The organism is Calderihabitans maritimus (genome assembly GCF_002207765.1).
GTDB classification, from domain to species: domain Bacteria; phylum Bacillota; class KKC1; order Calderihabitantales; family Calderihabitantaceae; genus Calderihabitans; species Calderihabitans maritimus.
This window is the reverse complement of record NZ_BDGJ01000168.1, coordinates 76,142-99,483: the sequence shown is the minus strand read 5'-3', so window position 1 is coordinate 99,483 and position 23,342 is coordinate 76,142. Positions and strand designations below refer to the sequence as shown.

Below are 23,342 nucleotides of genomic sequence, written 5' to 3'. Positions count from 1 at the left end.
TAATTTATCAGGCCCAGCGAATCAAGAAGAAAATATCTTTGAAAAATGGAATGACTTCATCCTGTAAAAAAAATAACCTTGCGGTCTGTCCACAAGGCTTTCTTACTTTAACGTAGATACTTCAAGGGATTACGGGGGTTACCATTAACCAATACCTCAAAATGCAGATGAGAGCCCGTACTGCGTCCTGTACTACCCACCGTACCTATTACCTCACCTCTAGAAACTTCCTGCCCGCGCTTAACCTTTATAGAGTTTAGGTGAGTGTAGCGAGTAACCAGCCCATCCCCATGGTCAATAGCAACCGTACGCCCATAATTTCCCAACCACCCAGTAAAAATGACTTTCCCTTTTTCGGCGGCAAGAACTGGATCCCCGGTTTTCCCATCGATATCCAAACCCGTATGGAATTCCCGACCTCGATATCCGTAGTAGGAAGTGATTATCCCTCGCAGAGGCCAGGCTAAACGGCCGGAGCCACCTGCTCCCCGGGAAGCCACCATCATTCTGGTACCTCGGGCTACTATTTGGGTTACTGGTTGCTTCAGTACTTTTTCTTGCAGGACTTCTCTCTCCACCTCTACTCCATTTCTCTCTAACACCCGGTAAACTACTTCTTTTTCTCCTTTAATCCCCTTCTGGCGAACAACTTCCTGCCCTCTCCACAGGTCGTCGGAATTCTCAACCTTAACTCGGTAAGGAATACTCTCCCGCTTCGAGTAGGTGTAACTCACCAAAACATGCACTGGAGGATCTGCCTTGACCAATTTTATTTCCTGGCCGATCGATAAAAGATCGCTATTTAGCTCGGGATTCGCTTCTTTCAACTCTTCCACGTCCAAATTATGAGCCGCAGCAATAGACCATAAAGAATCTCCTTGCTTAACCACATGCGTTTCTATCTTTTTACTTCCATTTTTCAACCATTGAAAAGCGTCCTCTTCCGACATAACCTCTGTATAAGGGACTATCTGGGAAACAAATCCGATTTTTTCTTGTAATACCAGTTTTTCCATTTGAACCTCTTCTGGCGGAAGATATGAATCTTTTAGCCGCTGCAGCAACTTACGGGCAGTATCTTCATCTTTAACAAACAATTTCAAGTCTCCGTCAATTTCAATACCTGTAGCCGGCGTAACGAAATTTAAATTATCGCGGAAAATCACCGCTAACTGTTCGGCAGACAAAAACTGGACCTTGTCCGATTTAACCTCCTCAAAAGAAATTTGGTTACTGTATTGTAAAGGCAAGCCCACACGCCTGCTGGTATCCTCGCGAACAATTTCCAAAACCTCTTCTGCCTTGCTTGTATCCGCAACAATACCGAACTCTCGTCCATCAATTATTACTGCATACCCCCGCGGAGCCTGTCCGCCATCTATAATAAACCAAACCAGGGCCACTGAAAGTACCAAGGCCAAGCAAAAACCGAGCGCCTTCCACCGGCTCTTGGAACGAGAAAGCACATGTTGTTTTAGGGTTTTTATTTCTTCCTTGCTGAAAACGTGCATCTGTGCCTCCTCAGCCTCATTAATTTGCTACATTTTATTTCAAAATTAATTTGAAGTTATCTGTTAAATATTGGGCAACAAAAGAACAATAAGAATATTCCCCATAAAACTAACTTTTTCCTTCAAAAATCTAATAAATTTTTCTTATCTCGCAGCCACAGTCATAATAGGGAACTCCCAAACCCATGTCCGGTACCGCCTCGGGGGTTAGGAAATTCACTCCTCCCCCCTCTTTTATCCACCAACCCTGCTCTATTTTCACCGTATCTTGTCTTACAGCAGAGCTGATTTTGGCCAGAGCCCTGATTTGCCCATGCCTGGATTCAACAATTACTTCTTCCCCATGACGGATATAGCGCTGCCGCGCCGTTTCCGGATGAATTTCTACTGACGGCAGGCTCTCTGCTTCCTCCATGCTCTGCAAGTTAAGAAACTGGGAATGCATCCTGCCGGCGGGATGGGGCGTTATCAACTGCAACGGATATTCTGAAGTTGCTCCCTGGACGTCTGCCACATTTTCCTTCGGTTCCCGGTAGACCGGCAGGGGCGGCAATCCATCTTTCGCAGCCCGCTCAGAATACAGTTCAAACTTGCCACTGGGTGTAAGAAACTTCTTGTCTTCCCAGGCCACATCCCGTACCAGGGGATTCCGTACCGGTTCTTTCTTCAACCTTTCCAGGGTTACGCCATATTCTACAGCTTTCTCTAAAGCCTCCCTAAGCCACTCCGCTTTGCTGCGGTTGAAAAATTTCTGCAACCCCATATATTCGGCCAGTTCCATGAATATATCGGGATCGGATTTAGCTTCACCCAAAGGTTTTACCAGCTGCGGCGCATAAGCCAGGTGATAGTTCATGCTGTTGTATATGATATCTTCTTCTTCAAATACAGTTGTACACGGAAGTACCAAATCAGCCAAATCAGCGGTGTCATTTAGGAAAAAGTCAATTACCACGACAAACTCGGTGCGCTTAAAAGCTTCAACAACTTTGGCCGTATTAGGCAATTGAGTTACAGGATTGGAACGGGTAACAAAAATACACTTGATAGGAGGATCGTCAGTTGATAAAACGGAAGAACCCCAGGTAGGAAAAGGAACGGTTCTAGTCTTCCGAGCTAATTCCCGCCCGTCTATGGGCTTGAGAAGATCCTGTTTTGCCTTGAGAAAAGCATAGTTGACTCCACCCCCGGGTACTCCAATATTACCGGTGATGGCCGCCAGAGAATTGATAGCCCGAACCGTTTGTCCCCCGTTGGTATAACGCTGCATACCGTATCCCAAAATGATACAGGAAGGTTTACGAATTGCGTATTCGCGAGCTAATTCAACAATAGTTTCTTCCGACACACCGGTAATTTTCGCTACTTTTTCCGGTGGAAAATTTTTAACCATTCGAGCATATTCGGCAAATCCCTCCACATGGTTACGAACAAACTCCCAATCCAGCCATCTCTCTCTAAGAATACAATGAGCCATTCCGAGAGCCAAAGCCCCGTCGGTACCGGGACGCAGAGACACGTAACGGTCGGCCAGCTCGCTAGTTGGAACCCGAATAGGGTTAATTACCGTTATCTGCGCCCCGTTTTTTTGGGCTTCTTTAAGATAAGGAACCAGGTGAGGGTTGGTAGTAAACGGATCTCTGCCCCACAGGATAATAGTCTTGGCCCGGGTATGATCTTCCCAGGTATGAGCCATACAGGCACCAAAATCATACTCAGTTGCCGCCAAGCCGCTTCCCCAGCAAGGACTACCGGCGGGAACAGTGGCCCCTCCCAAGGCATTGAAAAACCTCCGGTCTAGGGTTTTCAAAATACCATTGGAACCGGAACCAGAGTGGTGTAAAATGGCCTGGCTACCGTATTTCTCTATAATGGAAGTTAGCTTGTCCGCTATAATCTCATACGCTTGCTCCCAACTAATTTTCTGCCACCGGCCGTCAACGGATCTCAACGGGTGAAGAAGCCGGTCAGGGCTATAGAGGCGGTCTATCTGCTTCCTGGCTTTAGAACAAACAAAACCTTTAGTGGGGGAAAAATCCGGATCCCCGGCGATCTTCACCACTTTTCCGTCTTCTACATGAACCTGCCATATACAATTGTCAAAACAATCCAGCGGACATACCGATCTGTAAACGGGCAAAATACTCACTCCTCCCTGTGTTTTTCTAGCGTACGGCAATGCTCAGATAGTAAAGACCTACTCCCATTAAAATTAAACCGCTGGCGGTGGTAAGATAATGAGACCACTGGCGCATTTTAGCTAATTGCTTCAATGCCCCGGTGAAAGTCCCGACTACTATTAACAACATTCCCTGTCCGAGGCCATAGGTGAAAAGGAGACTGGCTCCGTACCATAGCTGTCCTTTGGTGGCCACGTAGGTTAAAACTACCGCCAGGACAGGTGTCGAACACGCTGTAGCCACCAGACCGAAAAAGAAACCGGTCAAAAAAGCCCCTAAAATACCGTGAACTTTGGGCGGGACTACGGGAAGACTGGGAAATCTAAGATTGATAATTCCCAGAAGCTGTAACCCCATCAAGAAAGAGACACCTGCCATCCCGTAGAACCAACCTCGTCCGATCTGCCCAAAAATAGAACCTATGGCAGAAGCTATAACTCCCAAAACAGCAAAGGTGAGAGCTAATCCCGTACTAAAGGCAACCGAATAGGAAAAACCCCTGAGTTTCGACGGTTGACCATATCCACCTATATAAGCGACCAGAACCGGTATCATTCCCAGCACACAGGGACTAAAGCTGGTAAGTATGCCCCCTAGGTAAATCAAAAAATAAGTCCATAGGGAAATATTTTCAATTTGTTGCGGAATTAGTTCAGTAATCAAGTTTTCCAAAAACCAATCACCTCTGGTCTAAGGTTTCAATTAGCCTGTTTCCAACCTTTTAAAGCCAGGTATATCTTCAAGTAAATGGCGCATTCCAATCTTTTCCGCTGCATCTCGCATGCCACGACATAAGGTTTAAAAAGCGACCGGTTAAAGGCATAGTTATTGGCATGGCATCCTCCGCTGCAGTAAAACCGGGCCCAACATCGGCGACATTCATCCTTGTTGTATATGTGAGCCTGCCGGAATTGTTCCTGAAGCCGCCGGTTTTCAATGCCCTGCCAGACAGTACCTAACCGGAATTGATCTCTGCCCACAAACTGGTGGCAAGGATAAATTTCGCCCGAAGGAGTAACCGCCAGATACTCATAGCCGGCGCCACAGCCGGTCAATCTTTTGGGCAGGCAGGGACCCCGCTCTAAATCAATATTAAAATGAAAAAAGTTAAAAGGCTTCCCTGCCGCGTATCTTTCCACCAGCCCCCTGGTGAGCGTCTCATACTCTCTTTTTATCCGGGGAAGGTCTTCCTCCTGAAAAGCAAAATCCGCTTCCGGTTCCGCCACCACCGGTTCCACCGAAATATTTTTGATTCCCAGGTCGGCCAGGTGAAATATATCTTCCGTAAAATCCAAATTATATCGCGTGAACGTCCCTCGCACGTAATAGTTCTCGTTATTCCGGGAGGCTACAACCCGTAATATATTAGGCATAACGTGATCGTAGCTTCCCCGGCCGTCGGCAAATGGTCGCATGGCGTCGTTGACAGCAGGTCTTCCGTCTACACTCATTACCAGTTGTATATTTTCTCTATTGAGGAAATTTTCCGTCTTCCGGTCCAGCAACACACCGTTGGTAGTTAACGTAAATCTAATTTCTTTCCCCATTCGTCCGGCCTTATCCCGCCCATAAGCAACCAGTTTTTCAACTACAGGCAAATTAAGCAAGGGCTCTCCACCGAAAAAATCTACTTCGCAGGTCTTTCTGGACCCTGAACGTTCCAGCAGGAAATCCAGAGCCGCTTGACCTGTCTCCAGGGGCATCAATTCCCTTCCTCCGCCAAACGGCCCCGTAGAAGCGAAACAGTAACGGCACCTTAAGTTACAATCGTGAGCCACATGCAGGCATAAGGACTTAAGCCCCAAGTCGGGTGGCCGGTAATCGAGATGAGGATCACGGGTGAACAATAATCCTTCTTCTTTAAGACATCTAAGTTCGTTTAGAACCTCCCTTACCTGAGCCCAAGAATAACGATCCAGTAACTGGGGCAAGCTTTTTTCCCCCGCTGCTTCTCGTTCTAATGCCTTCAATACGTCCCATGTAATCCGATCTATTATATGAACCGAACCGCTAGGAACGTCGAGTAGAATTTTAATCCCGTCAAATTCAAAGTAGTGTAGATCAGCTTGCCAGTTAACTCGCTCCAATTCCTCAGGGACGCTAATGTAAAAATCCATATCCGTTCCCCCCAGCTTGTTCAGATAAAAAAATTTGACCCAGCCGAAAGGTTGGGCCACTAGTTGACCGGAACTCGCAAGGCAGGTTACTTTTCGCAAACCTGATTGCCAACTGTACAGGAGGTTTTGCATGCCGACTGGCAGGAGACTTGACAGGAACCACAGCCTCCAGTTTTTATAGTTTTCGCCAAGTTTGGCTTGAAAACAGTCTTGATATGTACAACTTTTTTCTCCATTAATCCATCCTCCTCCCACCATTATCGCCGTTCAACATTATACCATACTGCCACCCTCTCAACAATTCTGTTCGACAAAATACAGGAAGTTTTTAAGGCAGAGAGAATAGTTTTTATATATGATAAGCGGAAAGGGGACTTGCCCTGTGAAATTTCAAAGAACCTATTTATCTCTTCTAGTTTTAATAACCGGCCTACTATTGTCCGGATGCTCTCTCTCCAGCCAGGAAAACTCCCTACTGGAAAGCCTAAAGAATATATTACCAAATTTATCTAAATCGCCCGTATCCGAGACTTCAGCAGCCCAACCGCCGGCAAATAAAACAGCGGTTTTGGTATCGGAAAGAGGCTCCCCTAAACAACCGCCACAGCTAGTCAGGGATTTTATCCAGTACTGGACAGAAGACAATTATTCCGCCATGTTTGCCATGATTAGTTCCCCCCCAGCGAACGATATTAAACAAAAAGTTGATTTCCAAGAGAAATGGCATCAAGAAAAAATGCAACTGCTGAAACAGGCCGAAGCATACGGGATATCGGAACCTTTTAATGCTCCGAAAATTTTTTCACGCAGGATCGACAACGTCACAGCAGTTGAAGTCAGTCTCAAGGATTTAGCAGTATTGACTTTTCAGTTCAACCGCGATAAATACCGGTGGAAAATCGTTAAAATTGATATAGCGGAAGGACCGGTTGCCGAACGCCACCGGATCAACGAAAAATTTTACCGGCAGCTTAAACCTCTCTTCGACCGTTATTATTACCTGGTCGACTGGTCAGACTGGCTCCGAGAGGCCGAAGAGCCGGAAGCTCTCCAAAAATATTGGCAGGATATTCTTGGGGTTCAGAAACAGTTACAAGAAATCTCCCCGCCGCAAGAAGCAACCGAGTTATACAAGGCTTTCCAAGAGGCACTAAGTAAGTTAGAGGAAGCCACCCGGGCACAGATAAAGTTCGTCTCCCTTAAAAACGATCTTGCCGACAAACTAAAAGAAACCGTTCAAACTATGGAAGATATAAACCTGCTCGAAGAACGTTTAGAAGAACAACTGGAACAATCGAATGAAAGCTACATGATTGGAACGATGAGACAGACTCTGGAAAACTTGAAGGAGGAGATCCGAACCGAGTTGGAAAACCTGCAGGACAAAAGTTACCAGCTCGGGGAAGCCGACCGGGAACAACTTTTGCTTCAATTCGAAGAGTTGCACCGCCAATTTCTTTCGGAAAAAGCTGTCTATGAAGAATTTGTCGGTCGGACGGCAGGGCTATAACTCCGGAATCCCTGGGCCCTGCTTAACGGCAACTTTTGTCTTCCATCTGCCGGTGGCATAATATCCCCAGTGAAGAAGCAGTCCCACTACCGGACTAACAGCCATAGCCAGCCATACCCCTCTAACACCCAAAGCAGGCAGACGGGACAATAAGGCTGCCCCGGGGACGCGAATCCCCCATAAAGCAATTAAGCTGAAAATTAGAGAAGGCAAAGTATCTCCGGCACCCCGGATAACTCCCTGTAAAGCAAAAGTTACGGCAAAAGCCACATAAGAAGGGCCGATTACTTTCAAATATAAGGCACCTGCCTGCAGCACTTCTTCTTCTTTAGTAAAGAGGGCCAGCAGCGTCCTGGGTGAAAAAACGGCGACTAAAGCAACCAGAAAAGTAATTCCGCCGGATAACAAAATGCCCCAGCGGACTATTTCTCTTACCCGCTCATGTTTCCCCGCCCCTAGATTTTGTCCCACCATAGCCGATATGGCCAGCGATATAGACATGGACGGCATAAAAGCGAACTGGTCCAGCCGGGAAGCAGCTCCATAGGCGGCAACTATAATTTCACCGAAGGAATTGATAATGGCATTGAGTGCCAGAATCCCAAGAGAAACTATCGTATGCTGAACTCCAGCCGGCAAGCCTATTTTTAGTATTTTTTTAATAAGATCCCATTGTAGTTTAAAGCATTCAAAAGAAAAACTTAGCAAGCCTAAATTTTTAAGATAACGGAGGCTCATTAGTGCAGCCGTAGCTTGGGCTATGTCAGTAGCCAGGGCCGCCCCCGCTACTCCCAGGCGCGGGAAAATACCGAGACCAAAAATAAAAAGCGGGTCCAATACAATATTAATCAAAGTAGCGTACAGTAAAAAAATTAAAGGCGTCCGAGAATCCCCCAACCCCCGCAGGACGGCGCTAATAGCATTGTACAAAAACATGAAAACCAAGCCAGCAAGAAAAACTTTTAAGTAGCTGGATGTCATGACAAATATTTCCACAGGAGTATTAATGATACGCAGAAGATAACCATGAAAAAGTATCCCCAACACCGAAACCGCAAGTCCGGCGGTAACTAGTATGAGCAAAACGTTGCTTACCACTTTTTGTACCATGTCAGGTTGCCGGGCCCCTTTATATTGGGATACCAGCACGGTAGCCGCCACCCCGATGCCGGTTATCAAAGAAACCAGGGTGAAAATAACCGGAAAACTGACGGAAACAGCTCCTAAAGCCTCAGCCCCCACAAATCTGCCTACCCAAATGCTGTCTACCGTATTATATAAAGCTTGCAAAAGGTTGCCGAGTAGCATAGGGACCGAAAACCAAATTAGTTGTCGGCCTATACTTCCTTCCGTAAAGTTGGCAGCTCTTGATCGTTCCAATCTTTCCACCTACTATTTTAGAAAAAATATTTTAGAATTGTAGAAGATGTAATTATTTTATCACAAGTCAAAGGGGAACAGCTTAATATCTAATCCTTTATCTGTTATTTGTCAATATTATTTCTCGTTAATATACGTTTTGTGCTACCGTTTTGGCTTAGCTTTTCTGGTTCTAAAAGGTTCGTGGCCGGCTTATATTTTAATGAAAGCGGGTTTCATCAGCTAGCCACATAAAAATCAACTTCCCAAGTCAATTAATCTTTTGTAATACCGCAAAAACTTTGTTAAAAAGGGAACAAAGCAGGAGTTTATTTCGATTTGTCAAAATAATTAAAAAATATTGAATTATTTTATTAAGAAAGGGGAGATAACTTGTCCAGCTATCAGGAGGTCTACCAGAAGTCGGTAGAAAAACCCGAGGAGTTTTGGGCAGAAGCTGCTAGCAAGCTACATTGGTATAAAAAGTGGGAAAAAGTGTTGGATGACTCCAATGCTCCTTTTTACCGCTGGTTTGTCGGGGGCAAAACTAACCTTTGTTATAATGCCGTGGACCGGCACGCCCTGGGCTCGAAGCGAGGACAGGCCGCCATCATCTGGGAAAGTCCCGAAACCGGACAGTCCCGTATCCTGACTTATTACCAGCTTTACAAAGAGGTAAATCGTTTCGCCGGCGTTTTGAAGAACCTGGGAGTAGGTAAAGGAGACCGGGTGCTTATTTACTTACCCATGGTAGTGGAAGCAGCCATCGCCATGCTGGCCTGTGTCAGAATAGGGGCCATTCATTCGGTGGTGTTTGCCGGATTCAGTTATAACGCCCTGGCCGACCGTATCGACGATGCCCAGCCGAAAGTGGTGCTGCTGGCCGACGCCGGCCATAGGAATGGTAAGCCTGTACCCCTGAAAGGTATCGTTGACAAGGCTCTTGAAACCGCTAAACATAAAGTAGACCACTGTATTATCCTCAACCGGGGCATTGCTGAATTTGACACGGTACCGGGTCGCGATTTGGACTGGGAAACCGCATTGGCCGAAAAAGGTGAAAATTATGTGGAACCGGAGGAAATGGATAGTACTGACCCCTCTTACATCTTATATACTTCCGGTACTACCGGCAAGCCCAAGGGCGTTCTAAGAGATACCGGCGGATATATGGTAGCGCTACATAACTCCATGGAGCAAATTTACGATGTCGGCGAGGGAGATGTTTACTTCTCCACCTCAGACATCGGGTGGGTAGTCGGACATTCATATATTATTTATGCTCCACTATTAAAAGGAGTTACCACTATTATCTATGAGGGAACGCCTATTTACCCTGATCCGTCCATTTGGTGGCAGGTAGTGGAAAAGTACGGTGTAACCCATGTCTTCAGTGCTCCTACCGCCATGCGTATATTACGTAAATATCCCGAAGAGCATTTGAAGTCCAGAGATGTAAGTTCTTTAAAATACCTGTTCCTGGCCGGGGAACCACTGGATGATTCCACCTGGAAGTGGGCTTCTGACGCTCTGGGAGTGAAGGTTATTGACCACTACTGGCAGACGGAAACCGGCTGGCCGATACTTTCCAACATGCCGGGAGTAGAAGCACTGCCCATTAAGCCGGGCTCTCCCACCAAGCCGGTGGTAGGGTACAAATTGAAGGTAGTGGACGCCAACGGAGATCCAGTACCTAAAGGACAAAAAGGCTTCCTCGTCGTTGAACCGCCGCTTCCTCCGGGGAACTTAATGACCATATGGGGAGACGACGCTCGCTACAAAAACTCCTATTTCGGCTTTTTCCAGGATAAACTTCTCTATATGACCGGCGACTATGGCATCGAAGACGAAGACGGCTACTTCTGGGTCTTGGGACGAGCCGACGAGGTAATTAACGTGGCTGGTCACCGGTTAGGTACCCGGGAAGTAGAGGAAGTTATATCTTCCCATCCTGCTGTAGCAGAAGGTATGGCTATCGGAGTGAAAGACGAGGTTAAGGGGCAGGCTATCATCTGTCTGGTAGTGCTGAAAGAAGGTCGGGAACCCAGTGAAGAGATCTCTAAAGCCATTATTAATTTAGTCCGCGAAAAAATAGGTCCAGTTGCCACTCCCAAAGAGGTCAAGTTTGTTAAGATGTTACCCAAAACCCGAAGCGGCAAGATCATGCGCCGGGTGATCAAGGCGGTAGCTGAGGGAGAACAAATAGGAGATCTCAGCACCCTGGAAGACGGTGCCAGCATTGAAGAAGTAAAGAAAGCCATCGAAAGCATGAAAGCCCAGCTAGGTTAGCGATTAGATCAAGTTTGACAACCCGGGATCAAGTTCCCGGGTTTAGTTTTTGGCAATATGAATTTTTTGCCCCATTTTTAGCTCCTTTGTGGTGCCGAGACCTCCACCTAGGGTTTCCATCCGTTTTCAAACCAAGCTAATGAATTTTCTTCCTTTCTACCAATTTTATCATGGCACCCGCAATGGCCTCTTGTTCCGTCTCGTCTGCAACTTCCCAGAGATCTCGTAAGAACCTGTTTTCGGAAATATCAGGATTGACATTTTCAGCCAGAAAATCACCCAATTTAGCTGCCGAATTCTTAATTATGTCCTCCGGCATGCCCATAGCTTTTGCCTTACTCAAAGCTTTCCCCAATGTTTCCAACCACTGATCAAAGCTGGTAATTTCCATCATGACCACCTTTCTTATTGGTAATTAACCAAAATCGCTCCTTTTTTTAGGCTTACCCCATTACGTAAAATTTATTCAGAATACTCCTCAATTGGTTTTCTTTTTATCGTGTCCGTGTTGACCATTGCATCAATTCCAAGCCGGGCAAGCAAACGGGCACCAAAAAAGGGTTCTGAGGAACAGAATAATCCTCCGAACCCTTGATTTCACTGGAGCGGAAAACGGGATTCGAACCCGCGACCCTCGGCTTGGGAAGCCGATGCTCTACCACTGAGCTACTTCCGCCCTTTTCCTATATCTTAGTTTGCAGTTAAAATTATATAACAAAAAATTTTCTCTTGCAAGCCTTTACATTATGAATGTAATGGGCAGTTCCGAGTTAAAATTTAACTCAGAACTGCCCTTAAACTGTGGTGACCCGTAGGGGATTCGAACCCCTGTTACCGGCGTGAAAGGCCGGTGTCTTAGACCACTTGACCAACGGGCCAAAAATTGGTGAGCCATCCAGGGCTCGAACCTGGGACACCCTGATTAAAAGTCAGGTGCTCTTCCAGCTGAGCTAATGGCTCATCACTCTCACGGAATTATATAATACAATACTTTTAGCTATCTGTCAACCTATTTAACTAAATATCTTTGTAAAGCACTTTGACTAATAACCCTATTCTGTTGACCCGTATACTAACTCCTATGGTAGACCAGCAACTATTCCTGCCGGGTCTTAAAGACTAAAAGTTGTTCCAGGGTACGGGCAACTTTCTCTTCGGCTTGGGCAATTCGGTGCAAGAAGTAAAGGGAAACTATCAACCACACCGGTATCAATAGCCACATCAAAAGGCCTATTACACCTAACCCGAAACCAAAATTCCAACCGTATCCCATCATGTGCATAAACAGCCTCCTTAGATTAAAATATATCTCCCCTGAGAATAGTTTGACTTCTTCTTGGACCAACCGCAACAATACATATAGGTATTCCGGTCAATTCTTCTACTCGTCGGATGAACTCCTGTGCCTGTTCGGGAAGGTCTTCAAAATAGCGAATTTCGCTGATATCTCCCTCCCATCCTTTCAATTCCTCATAAACGGGCTGGCACTGGGTAAGAATTTCGTGGCTGTGAGGAAATTCCGTTATTAGTTGTCCTTTATATTCATAGCCAATACAAATTTTCACCCGGGGAAGCCCTCCCAGAACATCCAGTTTGGTCAAAGCGATAGCATCCAAACCGTTAATCCTAGCCGCATAACGGAGAATCACCAAATCCAGCCATCCACAACGGCGAGGCCTCCCGGTTGTGGTACCGAATTCCCGTCCTTTCTGGCGAATGTAGTCTCCGACCGAATCTTTAAGCTCGCTGGGGAATGGTCCTTGTCCTACGCGAGTAGTATAGGCCTTGGCCACTCCGATCACCCTGGAAATTTTGGTCGGTCCCACACCTGCCCCTATACATGCTCCTCCGGCGGTTGGATGAGAAGAAGTAACATAGGGATAGGTTCCATGATCTAAATCGAGCAAAGTTCCCTGGGCACCCTCAAATAAAACTTTTTGCCCTTCATCGATAGCTTTGTTTATTAACCAAGAAGTATCGGTAACATACTTGCGGATTCTTTCGGCATATTGCAAATAATCCTGCAAAACTTCTTCTAAAACGAAAGCATCCGCTTCATAAACCCTTTCCAAAAGGAAGTTCTTTTCCGCTAATATTGTTTCCAATTTCTTTTTGAATTCATGCTTATCTAAAAGATCCACTACCCGTATACCTGACCGGGCCGCTTTGTCCATATAAGCGGGTCCGATACCTCTTTTAGTAGTCCCAATTTTATAAGCACCCCGTCTTTGCTCCTCGATTTCGTCCAGCCGCTTATGATAAGGCATAATCAGGTGTGCATTGCGACTAATTCTAAGATTATCGGTACTTATTCCTTGGGACTCCAAATAGTCCAATTCTTTTACTAAAACCGATGGATCAATAACTACTCCGTTGCCAATAACGCACGTTTTATCTTCATAAAGTATACCCGAGGGGATCAAATGCAACTTAAATTCCTGGTCCCCAACCACTACTGTGTGTCCTGCATTGTTTCCCCCTTGATAACGAACGACAACATCTGCCTGCCGGGCCAAAAAATCAGTTATCTTTCCCTTCCCCTCGTCTCCCCACTGGGCACCGATAAGGACTAGGGCAGGCATTACCATCACCTCCATGTAGGTACTCTATCCCGCCTATTTCTCCCGACTTAAAATTCCTCGCGCTGCAATTACCCCGGCAACAGAAGCCTGGGCCAAACCGCGTGTCACACCTGCTCCGTCACCTGCGGCAAATAGATTAGTAATTTCCGTTTCCAACTGCGACGAAAGGGCCAATCTTGAAGAATAGAATTTAACCTCTACCCCGTATAACAAGGTATGCCTGGAGCAAACCCCCGGGGCTATTTGATCCATTGCCTTCAGCATTTCCACAATGGCAGTAAGATGACGGTAAGGCAATACTAAAGATAAATCTCCCGGCGTAGCTTCCTCCAAAGTCGGACTCACAATACCCTTCCTTAAACGTTCCGGTGTCGTACGCTGCCCGGCGAGCAAATCTCCCAACCTCTGAACTAATACTCCCCCACCCAGGAGATTAGCCAGCCTCGCTACATACTTTCCGTAGGCAATTGGTTCTTTAAAAGGCTCGGTAAAAGTCTTGCTCACCAGGACAGCAAAATTAGTGTTTTCCGTTTTTTTCTCGGCGTGAGAATGCCCATTTACGGTAATTAATCCATCATTATTTTCTAAAACCACTTCGCCGTAAGGATTCATGCAGAAGGTGCGTACTTTATCATCAAAAGTCTTGGAGTAAAAAATAAACTTAGATTCATAAATAACCTTCGTTAAATGTTCTAAAACCGGGGCCGGTAATTCCACCCGGACGCCGATATCTACAGGATTTATGGCCATTCTCAATCCAAGCCGGGATGCCTCTTGGGATAACCACTCAGATCCTTCTCTTCCCGGGGCCACTACCACATACCTTGCCTTTATCTGTTCTCCGCTAGAAGTTATCACACCGGTCACTTTTCCTTGATGAGTGGTGATCTCCTTCACCTGAGTACCGGTGCGAACTTCCACTCCCTGACTGACCAAAAATTCTTTCATCCGCTCCAGGATAAGCTGGGTACGCCCCGTCCCCAGGTGGCGAATTGGAGCCGGTATCAGCTTTAAATCAGCAAGTATTGCTTTGCGTTGGATTTCCAGTATAGCATCCTCATCTACACCATAAACTTGCTCCGGCGCTCCAAACTCCAGATAAATTTCATCTACATAGTTTATTAATTTCTGTACTTCTCTGTATTCAAGATACTGATCAAGCATGCCTCCAATTTCCGGAGATAAAGTCAATTTGCCGTCACTGAAAGCTCCTGCTCCACCCCAACCGGAAACCGTGGAGCAGGGGGAACAGTTGACGCAGCGGATACCCTTTTCTTGCGAAGGGCATTGTCTATCATTGATATCTTTACCTTTCTCCAAAATAAGTACCTTTAAATTTGCCGCCTTAGTTTTGACCAACTCTATAGCTGCAAAAATTCCTGCCGGACCTGCTCCTACAATTATTACATCATAATCATAATTTTTCATCTTTCTAGGCCTCCCCCGTACTCCCTTAACACATAATCATCTAAGACCTCCAATAGCAAACTTATTCTATCAGAAGCCCCCTGCCGGGTCAAGAAAAGGTTCGCGGAAAAATTGCTCCCTCGACCAGGCTACTTTAAAGGTTTCCATGCCCAGAGAGCCGTGCTGAAGATGGCAAAACCTCCTCTTGCCTCGCCCGAATCCACATAATATTTCCTTTGGCGCTCGAATTTGACCTTTGTGAACCCTATGGCCTGCAGCTGACAACGGTAAAATTCTTCGGTAGTTGCCCCCGCCAATCCCCAGATCCAGGCTCCTGTTTCCTCCTTTATTTCCGCAGGCAAGGAACCATGCCTGATCGTATCAGCCGCCACCAGCCGGCCTCCCGGTCGCAATACGCGAAAAACTTCTCGTAATACCTTCTCTCTATCCGGAACCAGGCTTAAACTACAGTTTGACAGAACTACATCTAACATGTCGTTGGCCAACGGAATAGATTCCATGTTACTGTACAGGAGTTCAATGTTTAGAATTCCCATCTGCCGGCAGTGACGGGCGGTTAATTCCAGCATTTGGCGGGATAAATCCAGTCCCCAGACCTTCCCTTCCTTCCCTACTGCTTGAGCCGCTAATATCACATCCAGACCTGCACCACACCCCAGATCCAACACCTTTTCCCCTTTTCGCAAATCACTCCAGTGAACCGGATTACCGCAGGGGAAAGCATAACTGGCAACTTCAGATGGTAACTGATCGAGCTGTTCCGGCAAATAGATTTCCTCGACCAGCTTTCTTTGCCGTCTTCGAGAAAAATCTTTCTTAACCAATTCACTATAAAAGGCAACAATCTCTTTCTTTATTCTTTCTTGCAGAAAACCTCACTCCACATACTTAAACTTCCTCTCTAGCCAGGTCAACAAATTTCGTGTACTGGGATAAGAAACCCAGTTCTACCGTTCCCGTCGGTCCGTTACGATGCTTCGCTACAATAACCTCCGCAATACCCTTTTTATCGGTATCCGGATTATAATACTCCGGTCGGAAAAGGAATAAAACTACGTCCGCATCAGCTTCAATAGCGCCGCTTTCCAACAGGTCCGCCATTATGGGACGCTTATCCTGTCGCTGTTCAACACCCCGGTTTAATTGAGAAAGAGTCAATACGGGAACCTCCATTTCCCGCGCCAAAGCTTTTAAAGCCCTCGAAATCTGGGCAATCTCCTGCTGGCGGCTATCGGTCCGCCGGTGAGCCTGCAACAATTGCAAATAATCAACCACAATTAACCCGAGAGAATGTTCCGCCTTTAATCGGCGGGACTTGGCTCGCAATTCCAAAACATTCATGGCCGGCGTGTCGTCAATATAAATAGGAGCTTCTGACAGGGGACCGACCGCAGCAACTAACCGCGACCAATCTTCCTGGCTCAAATAGCCGGTACGCAGCTTATGTTGGTCTATCATTGCTTCAGCCGAGATCATCCGCTGAACCAATTGTTCTTTAGACATTTCCAGGCTAAAAATAGCTACCGGTATTTTATGTTTAATCGCTACGTTTTGCGCTATATTTAAACAAAAAGAAGTCTTGCCCATACCGGGTCTAGCGGCACAAATAATCAGGTCGCCTTTCTGTAATCCGGAAAGTAGTCGATCCAAATCTTTGAAAGTAGGTATCCCGATAACTTCTCCTTTCTGCTGCGATAGGCGCTCTAACCGCTCAAAAGTTTCCATCAATACTTCTTTTATGGTTTTAAATCCTTCCCGATTCTGTTGCTGGGCAATCTCAAAAATCAATTGTTCGGCCCAGTCTAACAATTGAAAAGCGTCGTCGCTTTCCTCATATCCTTTTTGCGCTATCTGTGTTGCTGCATTTATAAGTTTACGGAACAAAGCTTTTTCTGCCACAATCCTAGCGTAGTATTCTACATTTGCCGCCGTAGGAACCGCACTGGATAAACCAGCGATATAAGAAGCTCCTCCCACCTTCTCCAGGGATCCCCGCCGTCGCAGTTCTTCCGTCACCATCACCAGGTCAACCGGTTCTCCTCGATCCGTCAAGGCTAAAATGACCTCGTAAATAATCTTATGCGCTTCTCGATAAAAGTCATCAGGACGCAGTATTTCCATGACGGAATAGACCGCTTGTGGTTCAATCAACAGGGAACCTAACACCGATTGCTCGGCATCCAGGCTATGAGGAGGCACTTTTTCTACGGGTATGTTCATCATTAATACCCTCCCGGAAATAACTCCTCCTGGTTAAAAAACATGGGGCAAGGCTTCTTCCACAGTAGCTACGGGGATCACTTCCATTTCTTTCAGTTGAGCAGGAACATCCTTCTCATTTTCTTTCGGAATCAACACTTTTTTTACTCCTGCCTGCCGCGCCCCGTAAAGTTTCTCAAAAATTCCCCCTACCGGTTTGACTTTTCCTTGAATAGATATTTCTCCTGTAACTGCTATATTCTGTAATAAGGGTTTCTGTTGCACGGCACTGATAATGGCCAGAACAATTGCCAGGCCGGCAGAAGGGCCGTCGATGTTTCCGCCTCCTACCACATTTACATGTAAGTCGTAATTGTCCAGTCTCTCTCCTACGAGTTTGCGGAAAACAGCGGCTGCATTAAAAACAGAATCCTGAGCCATTTTGCCGGCCGTCTGGTTAAAACGCACCTTTCCTTTCCCCGGTTCTACCGGAAAAGCCACGGCTTCTATTTCCAATACGCTACCCACATAACCTGCAACTCCCAGGGCCAAGATACTTCCTATCTCCCGGGCGGAAGACGCCGCTTTAACCACATAAGGAACAAGACGAGAAGTTTGAATTACTTCGTAGATATCTTCCACGGTGATGATAACCTTTTTCCGTCGCTTGGTTTTATTACCAGCGGTCCTTTTATATAAGGCCATAGCGTAAGCGTCGGCTAAGATATTGTTTGCCTTACGGCCTTCAATGGTATATTTACTAATAATTTCCGGAACAGCCGGTTCTAATTTTACTCCCAACTTTTCTGCCGAACTCCGAACGATCTGCTGAATGTCTTCTGGCGACAAGGGCTCGAAGTAAATTTCGGCGCAACGAGAACGTAAGGCGGGATTAAGTTCATGAGGGCTCCGGGTAGTTGCTCCTATAAGAATAAAATCAGCAGGAGCGCCTTCTTCAAAAATTTTCCGGATATATTGCGGAATATTCTCGTCACTAGGATCATAATAAGAGGAATCAAAAGTTACCCTTTTGTCTTCCAATACCTTCAACAGTTTATTTAAAAGCAGAGGATCCATTTCCCCAATCTCATCAATAAAGAGAATTCCCCCATGGGCTTCCGTAACCAAACCCAGTTTAGGTTCAGGAACTCCCGTTTCCGCCAATTCACGGCGCGCTCCCTGATAGATAGGATCATGTACCGACCCCAGGAGAGGATTAGTAACTTCTCTCGGATCCCAGCGCAATGTAGCCCCATTAACTTCCACAAAAGGAGCATCTGCTGTAAAAGCCGATGTATTTAATTTCTTGGCCACCTCCAATGCCAGTCGAGCCGCCGTTGTCTTACCCACTCCGGGCGGCCCGTATAGAATAATGTGCTGAGGATAAGGAGAAGCTAATTTGGAAACTAAAGCTTTTAAGGGCCGTTCTTGTCCCACGATTTCCTCTAATCTCTGAGGCCGCAATATTTCCATGGGCGTCTTTGCGAGTTGGGTCTGCTCAAGTTTTTCAAGAGTTGCCAACCGCTTTAAAGTTTGAGCATTTTCCGGATTAGTGTTCTCCTTCAGTACCTGGATCTTTATCTCCCTCAAATACTCCTCATGGCGCTGCTGCATGCGCTCGGCAACCTTCTTTTCCAACTGGTCCTCTACAGCGCGACGGGCTATAACATCAGCTACTTTTTCTTCGATTTTCTCGATAATTTCTGGTATTTCGTCTTCTTGCGGCAAACGATCTAGAGTAGGATCCTCGAACACTATTTTTTGCAACGCCAAAACCTGCCGGTTTAAATCATTAGAGCGAAGTAAATTAAGGGCTCCTAGCTTACCGGCTTTCAAAACCAGTTTGTCGGTACCATAGAGATCCCGTAATACGTCATATAATGCCGCAACCCGGCGGTCATAACGACTACTGTTGCCCTCTGGAATTTCAAACTGCTGCTTCATCTTTTGGAAATGCTTTTCCCAAATATTTTTCATGGCTACTCCTTCCCTGGTCAGAATCAATTTTAACCTTCTATTACGTTAACCTCCACCTTGGCCTCCACTTCCGGGTGAAGTTTGATATTTACCGAGTATTTTCCTATTGCCTTAATCGGCTCCGGCAGCTCAATTTTCCTTTTATCTACCTTAATCCCCAACTCTCGTTCAAGGGCGCTAGCGATCTCTTTGCTGGTTACCGATCCAAATAACTTACCCTTCTCTCCTACTTTAGTGCGTATTTCTACAGCAGATTGAGCAATTTTGTCCGCCAGCTTCCTGGCCTGTTCCAGTTCTAATTTATACTGGCGTTCCTGAGCTTCCTTCTTCTTCTCCAGCTTTTTCAGATTTTCAGGAGTGGCCTCAACAGCCAGCCCTCTAGGTAACAAATAGTTTCGCCCGTATCCGTCAGAAACCTCCACCACATCGTCCTTGCGGCCTAGTTTCTTTACGTCCTGAGTAAGAATGACCTTCACCTCATTCACTCCCCTTCATTGAAATTAACTCCCAGCTTTCGATAGTTAAACAACGGATCAAAAAGCCCTATTAAAAGCAAAAACATTATAATCATAGACGGGAATAATACAATAGTAAATATGAGCAGAGCTTTTACTAAAGGAGACGGTGAATATTTTTTGTAATAATAGACAGCCACTGCCGTACCGTTCACCAGTAAAAAGGGAAAATAGATATAGAGTACATTTTTCCCCACGTTACTTGCCCAGGTAAGATGCCAGTGATCTCCAACCAGCAAGAGAGCCAATCCAGCAATAAACCCCCAGGTGGAATACCATGGCAATTGCCAGTAGCGGAACGGCGGAACCTCGGGAACGGAAATCTTCAAACGCTTCAAAACCAGACGAGCTATCACAAAGTTTAAAATAGCGACAGCTATGGAACTTAGAATTAACCCTCCAGGAATTAATATCTTAAATAAATTGACCAGGTATTGCATTTGCTCACGAAACATTTCTTCGGAAATGCCTCTTTCCGTTAATCGTTCCAAGAGTCCGGTTTGGCGATAAAACTCAATAGCCTGTTCCATGCTTTTGTCCAATTGATTCCCAATATCATTAAACTGAACCCCTAAAATCAAACTGGACAATCCTATGAGTAAAAAAGTAGACAAACCCGATACAACTGATCCGAGTAAAACGGTACGACCGGCAGGATACCGTAGCTTAAAAAGGTGTCCGTAAAGCAACCCGATTCCGATCGATTGAATAACCAGAAAAAGTCCCCGCAAGGGGTCGGAAAAAAGAAAGACCAGAATGGAAGCCACGACCGCAGCCATCACACCGGTACGCAAGTCATGCCGTACTACTACCACCACCAGAGGGATAGTCCAGATCAAGTTAGTAATAATCTGAAGAGGAGGAAGGTAAAAGCCTATTAGGGCCAGAACAGCCGTTAAAGCTGCTACTAAAGCTCCCTCCAACATGGACCTGAGTTCCATAGGTTTAGCCATACCGGTCACCTCTTTTGCCTTTCAAAATAATCCAACAGCATCCGCAAATCTTCCCGCCAGTCTTCCGTTGGATTATCCTCTGCGAGACCGTCCTTGAGCTGATCCTGAACTTTCAGTTCCAGTCTGGCGTAACTAAACCCTAGCCTTCTCCCCAGAAGATAGGTAGTGATTATGGTACCAGCTAGACAATCCAGTATCCTTTCCTCTCCACCCCTGATCATAGCTTCAAACAGATCGGCTATAGAACCAATTAGCTTCGTCTTAAGCCATTCAATCATTCTGAGATTTTTGGTTATGGAAAAATTTCTATCGAATGCCAAGCTTTCACCGCTCCCTTTCCCGCATGCTTCTATTTCCTTCTGCAGTTTGAAGCTTTTTTCCTGCTATCTCAAAGCTTCTTCCCCATGTTATTTCTGCCGGACGAAACATAAAATTCCTAAAACCAATTGTACATAGAACGAGGGAGCAATTGCTTGCTCCCTCTCCCTTGGGCTAATCTACCGTAAAAGGTAACAAGGCTAAAATTCTGGCTCTTTTAATAGCTCTCGTAAGTTGGCGTTGATGGCGGGCACAGTTACCGGAAATCCTTCGCGGTAAAATTTTACCTCTTTCCGTAATGTACCGGCGCAATCTATTAACGTCTTTATAATCAACCAATGGTATATTATCCACGCAGAAACTGCATACTCTCTTGCGATAACGCTTGCGATCTCGTCTCGCCAAAAAATTTCCCTCCTTCACTCACTACTCAAAAAGGAACTTCATCATCTTCCGGTACTTCTATTTCAGAGTCAAAAAAGTCGTCATCCCCTAAGTCTTCCACTGTGGAATCTTTCCGCGGCCAATCTAAAAAACGTACTGTGTCAGCCACTACTTCAGCCGTCTGTCGTCGCTGGCCGTCTTGTCCTTCCCAATTGCGAATCTGGAGACGGCCATCAACGGCCACCAGCCTTCCCTTATTCAAATTATTGGCACAGGTTTCAGCCAATTTCCTCCAGCATACGATACGGATAAAATCAGTATCCCGTTCACCCTGCTGGTTAGTATAAGGCCGGTCAACGGCAAGAGTAAAACTGGCTACAGCCACTCCGCCGGTAGTGTAACGCAGCTCGGGATCCCGGGTTAACCGACCAATTAAGATTACCCGGTTTAACATAAAGTCACACCCACTTCCTCTTGTGGCCCTCTGCCAGGCCGAAAGGTTAAGTAAAATACACTGTTAACTAGCCATTTCTTTTTCGTCCAACCTTACAATCAGGTAGCGAATCACTTCATCGCTGATTTTAAAGACCCGCTCCAACTCCTGTGCCACAGCCGGTTCACCTTTGAAATGCATCAAAACATAATATCCTTCCCGGTATTTCTCAATTTCATAGGCGAGCTTCCTCGCACCCCAGGGTTCAACCTTTATTACCTCGCCCCCGTTGTCCTTTATTAAGGAAGCAAACCGGTCCATAACGGCTGTGGTTTGTTCTTCTTCCAGGTTGGGTCTAATAATATACATGGTTTCGTAAACTCGCACCTGTTTCACCTCCTCCCTCCGGACTACGGCCCCGCCGTGCAGGCGGAGCAGGGATGAATTACGACGGTTATTATAGCACAATTTCCATGGAGTAGCAAGGAATTACACATGAAAGCGGAAATGAATAACGTCACCCTCCTGGACAACATAATCCTTGCCTTCCAAACGCACTAGCCCCTGTTCCCGTGCAGCTGCAAAACTCTTACACCTGACCAAATCTTGCCAGGGAATCACTTCCGCTCGGATAAACCCTCTCTCAAAATCAGAATGGATTTTCCCCGCTGCCCGGGGTGCCTTGGTTCCAAATGGTACCGTCCAGGCTTTAACCTCCGGACCATCAGTAGTAAAAAAGGTAACCAGCCCCAGGAGACGAAAAGCTGCTTTAATTAATTTGTTCAAACCTGATTCGCGCAAACCGAAATCAAGAAGAAAGGAGTTTCTTTCCTCCTCGTCTAACTCTGCAATCTCCGCTTCCAGCTGAGCGCAGAGAACGATTACTTCCCTGCCTTCAGCCGCAGCTTTTTCCCGTATTTCTTCCACCCGCGAATTCCCTTCCCCTTCAGGTAAATCTTCTTCAGCAACATTGGCCGCGTAGATTAACGGCTTGACCGTTAATAAGGCCACATCTTTCAGAACGTCCTGCTCTTCCGGGTCTAGGATTTCTATAGCAGGCCTTCCCTGGTTTAATCCAGTTTTCAGCTTTTCCAGAATTATTTTCTCCTCGCGGTACCGGGGCTCACCGGTCTTGATTAATTTTTCTAAACGAGCAAGCCGCCTTTCCACCATTTCTAAATCAGCCAGAGCTAATTCCAGTTGGATAACCTCCGCATCTCGGACCGGATTAATACTGCCGTACACGTGACTTACGTTGTTATCCGTAAAGCACCTGACCACATGGACAACAGCATCTACATTTCGAATATGACTGAGAAACTGATTCCCTAAACCTTCTCCCCGACTTGCTCCTTTCACCAGCCCTGCTATATCCACAAACTCGACAAAGGGAGGAACCACCCGTTCTGGTTTTACGATGGAGGCGAGAGCCTCTAATCGTTCATCAGGCACAGCAACCACGCCCGTATTGGGATCAATGGTGCAAAAAGGATAATTGGAAGCCTCCGCACCTGCCCCGGTCAGTGCATTAAAAAGAGTAGACTTGCCCACATTGGGCAAACCGACGATACCGATTCGCAAGGCATT

At 46.2% G+C, this 23,342-nt stretch carries 22 protein-coding genes and 3 tRNA genes; 2 read left to right on the top strand and 23 right to left on the bottom strand.

Annotated elements, in window-relative coordinates; translation table 11 throughout:
• Positions 1–107: 107 nt before the first annotated feature.
• The 5 genes from KKC1_RS12730 to scfA all read right to left on the bottom strand — a co-directional run bounded on the left by KKC1_RS12730 (position 108) and on the right by scfA (position 6,044).
• Positions 108–1,511 (bottom strand): peptidoglycan DD-metalloendopeptidase family protein, encoded by a 1,404-nt coding sequence (locus KKC1_RS12730; RefSeq protein ID WP_088554806.1) that lies wholly within the window; start codon positions 1,509–1,511, stop codon positions 108–110.
• A 130-nt stretch (positions 1,512–1,641) separates the two neighbouring features.
• Entirely contained in the window at positions 1,642–3,651 is a 2,010-nt protein-coding gene (locus KKC1_RS12725; RefSeq protein WP_088554805.1) for a molybdopterin-containing oxidoreductase family protein, read from the bottom strand.
• Positions 3,652–3,676: 25 nt separating this feature from the next.
• Entirely contained in the window at positions 3,677–4,363 is a 687-nt protein-coding gene (locus tag KKC1_RS12720) for a cytochrome c biogenesis protein CcdA (protein ID WP_088554804.1), read from the bottom strand.
• A 26-nt stretch (positions 4,364–4,389) separates the two neighbouring features.
• Positions 4,390–5,808, bottom strand: a complete 1,419-nt coding sequence (gene scfB / locus KKC1_RS12715) for a thioether cross-link-forming SCIFF peptide maturase (protein ID WP_088554924.1) — start codon at positions 5,806–5,808, stop codon at positions 4,390–4,392.
• An 86-nt stretch (positions 5,809–5,894) separates the two neighbouring features.
• Entirely contained in the window at positions 5,895–6,044 is a 150-nt protein-coding gene (gene scfA, locus KKC1_RS12710) for a six-cysteine ranthipeptide SCIFF (protein ID WP_088554803.1), read from the bottom strand.
• Positions 6,045–6,190: 146 nt separating this feature from the next.
• On the opposite strand from scfA, the gene KKC1_RS12705 reads away from it, so the two are divergent.
• The gene (locus KKC1_RS12705; RefSeq protein ID WP_088554802.1) at positions 6,191–7,318 is read left to right on the top strand and encodes a hypothetical protein; all 1,128 of its coding nucleotides are present in this window, start codon (positions 6,191–6,193) and stop codon (positions 7,316–7,318) included.
• Here the strand turns inward: KKC1_RS12705 and KKC1_RS12700 are convergent.
• The gene (locus KKC1_RS12700) at positions 7,313–8,698 is read right to left on the bottom strand and encodes an MATE family efflux transporter (protein ID WP_088554801.1); all 1,386 of its coding nucleotides are present in this window, start codon (positions 8,696–8,698) and stop codon (positions 7,313–7,315) included. The genes KKC1_RS12705 and KKC1_RS12700 overlap by 6 nt on opposite strands.
• 372 nt (positions 8,699–9,070) lie before the next feature.
• On the opposite strand from KKC1_RS12700, the gene prpE reads away from it, so the two are divergent.
• Positions 9,071–10,966 carry a propionate--CoA ligase gene (gene prpE, locus KKC1_RS12695; protein WP_088554800.1) on the top strand — a complete coding sequence of 632 codons (1,896 nt, stop codon included), beginning with the start codon at positions 9,071–9,073 and terminating at the stop codon, positions 10,964–10,966.
• 136 nt (positions 10,967–11,102) lie between these two features.
• On the opposite strand, the gene KKC1_RS12690 is transcribed toward prpE, so the two are convergent.
• The 17 genes from KKC1_RS12690 to ychF all read right to left on the bottom strand — a co-directional run bounded on the left by KKC1_RS12690 (position 11,103) and on the right by ychF (position 23,336).
• Positions 11,103–11,357, bottom strand: a complete 255-nt coding sequence (locus tag KKC1_RS12690; protein ID WP_088554799.1) for a DUF3243 domain-containing protein — start codon at positions 11,355–11,357, stop codon at positions 11,103–11,105.
• 210 nt (positions 11,358–11,567) lie between these two features.
• A tRNA-Gly gene (locus KKC1_RS12685) sits at positions 11,568–11,642 on the bottom strand.
• A gap of 126 nt (positions 11,643–11,768) precedes the next feature.
• Positions 11,769–11,844 (bottom strand) — tRNA-Glu (locus KKC1_RS12680).
• A gap of 6 nt (positions 11,845–11,850) precedes the next feature.
• Positions 11,851–11,926, bottom strand: a tRNA-Lys gene (locus KKC1_RS12675).
• 136 nt (positions 11,927–12,062) lie between these two features.
• Positions 12,063–12,248 (bottom strand): hypothetical protein, encoded by a 186-nt coding sequence (locus KKC1_RS12670; protein WP_088554798.1) that lies wholly within the window; start codon positions 12,246–12,248, stop codon positions 12,063–12,065.
• A gap of 16 nt (positions 12,249–12,264) precedes the next feature.
• Complete coding sequence (locus KKC1_RS12665; RefSeq protein ID WP_088554797.1) at positions 12,265–13,548, bottom strand: adenylosuccinate synthase; 1,284 nt, start codon at positions 13,546–13,548, stop codon at positions 12,265–12,267.
• A 33-nt stretch (positions 13,549–13,581) separates the two neighbouring features.
• The gene (locus KKC1_RS12660) at positions 13,582–14,976 is read right to left on the bottom strand and encodes an NAD(P)/FAD-dependent oxidoreductase (protein WP_088554796.1); all 1,395 of its coding nucleotides are present in this window, start codon (positions 14,974–14,976) and stop codon (positions 13,582–13,584) included.
• 128 nt (positions 14,977–15,104) lie between these two features.
• Complete coding sequence (locus KKC1_RS12655) at positions 15,105–15,800, bottom strand: methyltransferase domain-containing protein (RefSeq protein ID WP_192868238.1); 696 nt, start codon at positions 15,798–15,800, stop codon at positions 15,105–15,107.
• A gap of 64 nt (positions 15,801–15,864) precedes the next feature.
• On the bottom strand, positions 15,865–17,196 hold the full coding sequence (gene dnaB, locus KKC1_RS12650) for a replicative DNA helicase (protein ID WP_088554794.1): 1,332 nt from the start codon (positions 17,194–17,196) through the stop codon (positions 15,865–15,867).
• A 33-nt stretch (positions 17,197–17,229) separates the two neighbouring features.
• Complete coding sequence (gene lonC / locus KKC1_RS12645; RefSeq protein WP_088554923.1) at positions 17,230–19,152, bottom strand: Lon family ATP-dependent protease; 1,923 nt, start codon at positions 19,150–19,152, stop codon at positions 17,230–17,232.
• Between the two features lie 29 nt (positions 19,153–19,181).
• Positions 19,182–19,628 carry a 50S ribosomal protein L9 gene (gene rplI / locus KKC1_RS12640; RefSeq protein WP_088554793.1) on the bottom strand — a complete coding sequence of 149 codons (447 nt, stop codon included), beginning with the start codon at positions 19,626–19,628 and terminating at the stop codon, positions 19,182–19,184.
• A gap of 5 nt (positions 19,629–19,633) precedes the next feature.
• Positions 19,634–20,620: a YybS family protein gene (locus tag KKC1_RS12635; protein WP_088554792.1), complete on the bottom strand. Its 987-nt coding sequence runs from the start codon at positions 20,618–20,620 to the stop codon at positions 19,634–19,636.
• A gap of 5 nt (positions 20,621–20,625) precedes the next feature.
• Entirely contained in the window at positions 20,626–20,940 is a 315-nt protein-coding gene (locus KKC1_RS12630; protein ID WP_202820073.1) for a MazG-like family protein, read from the bottom strand.
• Between the two features lie 172 nt (positions 20,941–21,112).
• On the bottom strand, positions 21,113–21,343 hold the full coding sequence (gene rpsR / locus KKC1_RS12625) for a 30S ribosomal protein S18 (protein ID WP_088554791.1): 231 nt from the start codon (positions 21,341–21,343) through the stop codon (positions 21,113–21,115).
• A gap of 25 nt (positions 21,344–21,368) precedes the next feature.
• On the bottom strand, positions 21,369–21,776 hold the full coding sequence (locus tag KKC1_RS12620) for a single-stranded DNA-binding protein (RefSeq protein ID WP_088554790.1): 408 nt from the start codon (positions 21,774–21,776) through the stop codon (positions 21,369–21,371).
• A gap of 63 nt (positions 21,777–21,839) precedes the next feature.
• On the bottom strand, positions 21,840–22,142 hold the full coding sequence (gene rpsF, locus KKC1_RS12615) for a 30S ribosomal protein S6 (protein ID WP_088554789.1): 303 nt from the start codon (positions 22,140–22,142) through the stop codon (positions 21,840–21,842).
• Positions 22,143–22,244: 102 nt separating this feature from the next.
• Positions 22,245–23,336, bottom strand: coding sequence for a redox-regulated ATPase YchF (ychF, locus tag KKC1_RS12610; RefSeq protein WP_088554788.1), 1,092 nt, complete (start codon positions 23,334–23,336; stop codon positions 22,245–22,247).
• Between the last annotated feature and the right edge of the window lie 6 nt (positions 23,337–23,342).

Coding starts and splice junctions, on each gene's coding strand:
- KKC1_RS12730 (WP_088554806.1), bottom strand. CDS start 1,511: ATGCACGTTTTCAGCAAGGAAGAAATAAAAACCCTAAAACAACATGTG.
- scfB (WP_088554924.1), bottom strand. CDS start 5,808: ATGGATTTTTACATTAGCGTCCCTGAGGAATTGGAGCGAGTTAACTGG.
- scfA (WP_088554803.1), bottom strand. CDS start 6,044: ATGGAGAAAAAAGTTGTACATATCAAGACTGTTTTCAAGCCAAACTTG.
- KKC1_RS12690 (WP_088554799.1), bottom strand. CDS start 11,357: ATGGAAATTACCAGCTTTGATCAGTGGTTGGAAACATTGGGGAAAGCT.
- KKC1_RS12670 (WP_088554798.1), bottom strand. CDS start 12,248: ATGCACATGATGGGATACGGTTGGAATTTTGGTTTCGGGTTAGGTGTA.
- KKC1_RS12665 (WP_088554797.1), bottom strand. CDS start 13,548: ATGCCTGCCCTAGTCCTTATCGGTGCCCAGTGGGGAGACGAGGGGAAG.
- KKC1_RS12660 (WP_088554796.1), bottom strand. CDS start 14,976: ATGAAAAATTATGATTATGATGTAATAATTGTAGGAGCAGGTCCGGCA.
- dnaB (WP_088554794.1), bottom strand. CDS start 17,196: ATGAACATACCCGTAGAAAAAGTGCCTCCTCATAGCCTGGATGCCGAG.
- lonC (WP_088554923.1), bottom strand. CDS start 19,152: ATGAAAAATATTTGGGAAAAGCATTTCCAAAAGATGAAGCAGCAGTTT.
- KKC1_RS12635 (WP_088554792.1), bottom strand. CDS start 20,620: ATGGCTAAACCTATGGAACTCAGGTCCATGTTGGAGGGAGCTTTAGTA.
- KKC1_RS12620 (WP_088554790.1), bottom strand. CDS start 21,776: ATGTTAAACCGGGTAATCTTAATTGGTCGGTTAACCCGGGATCCCGAG.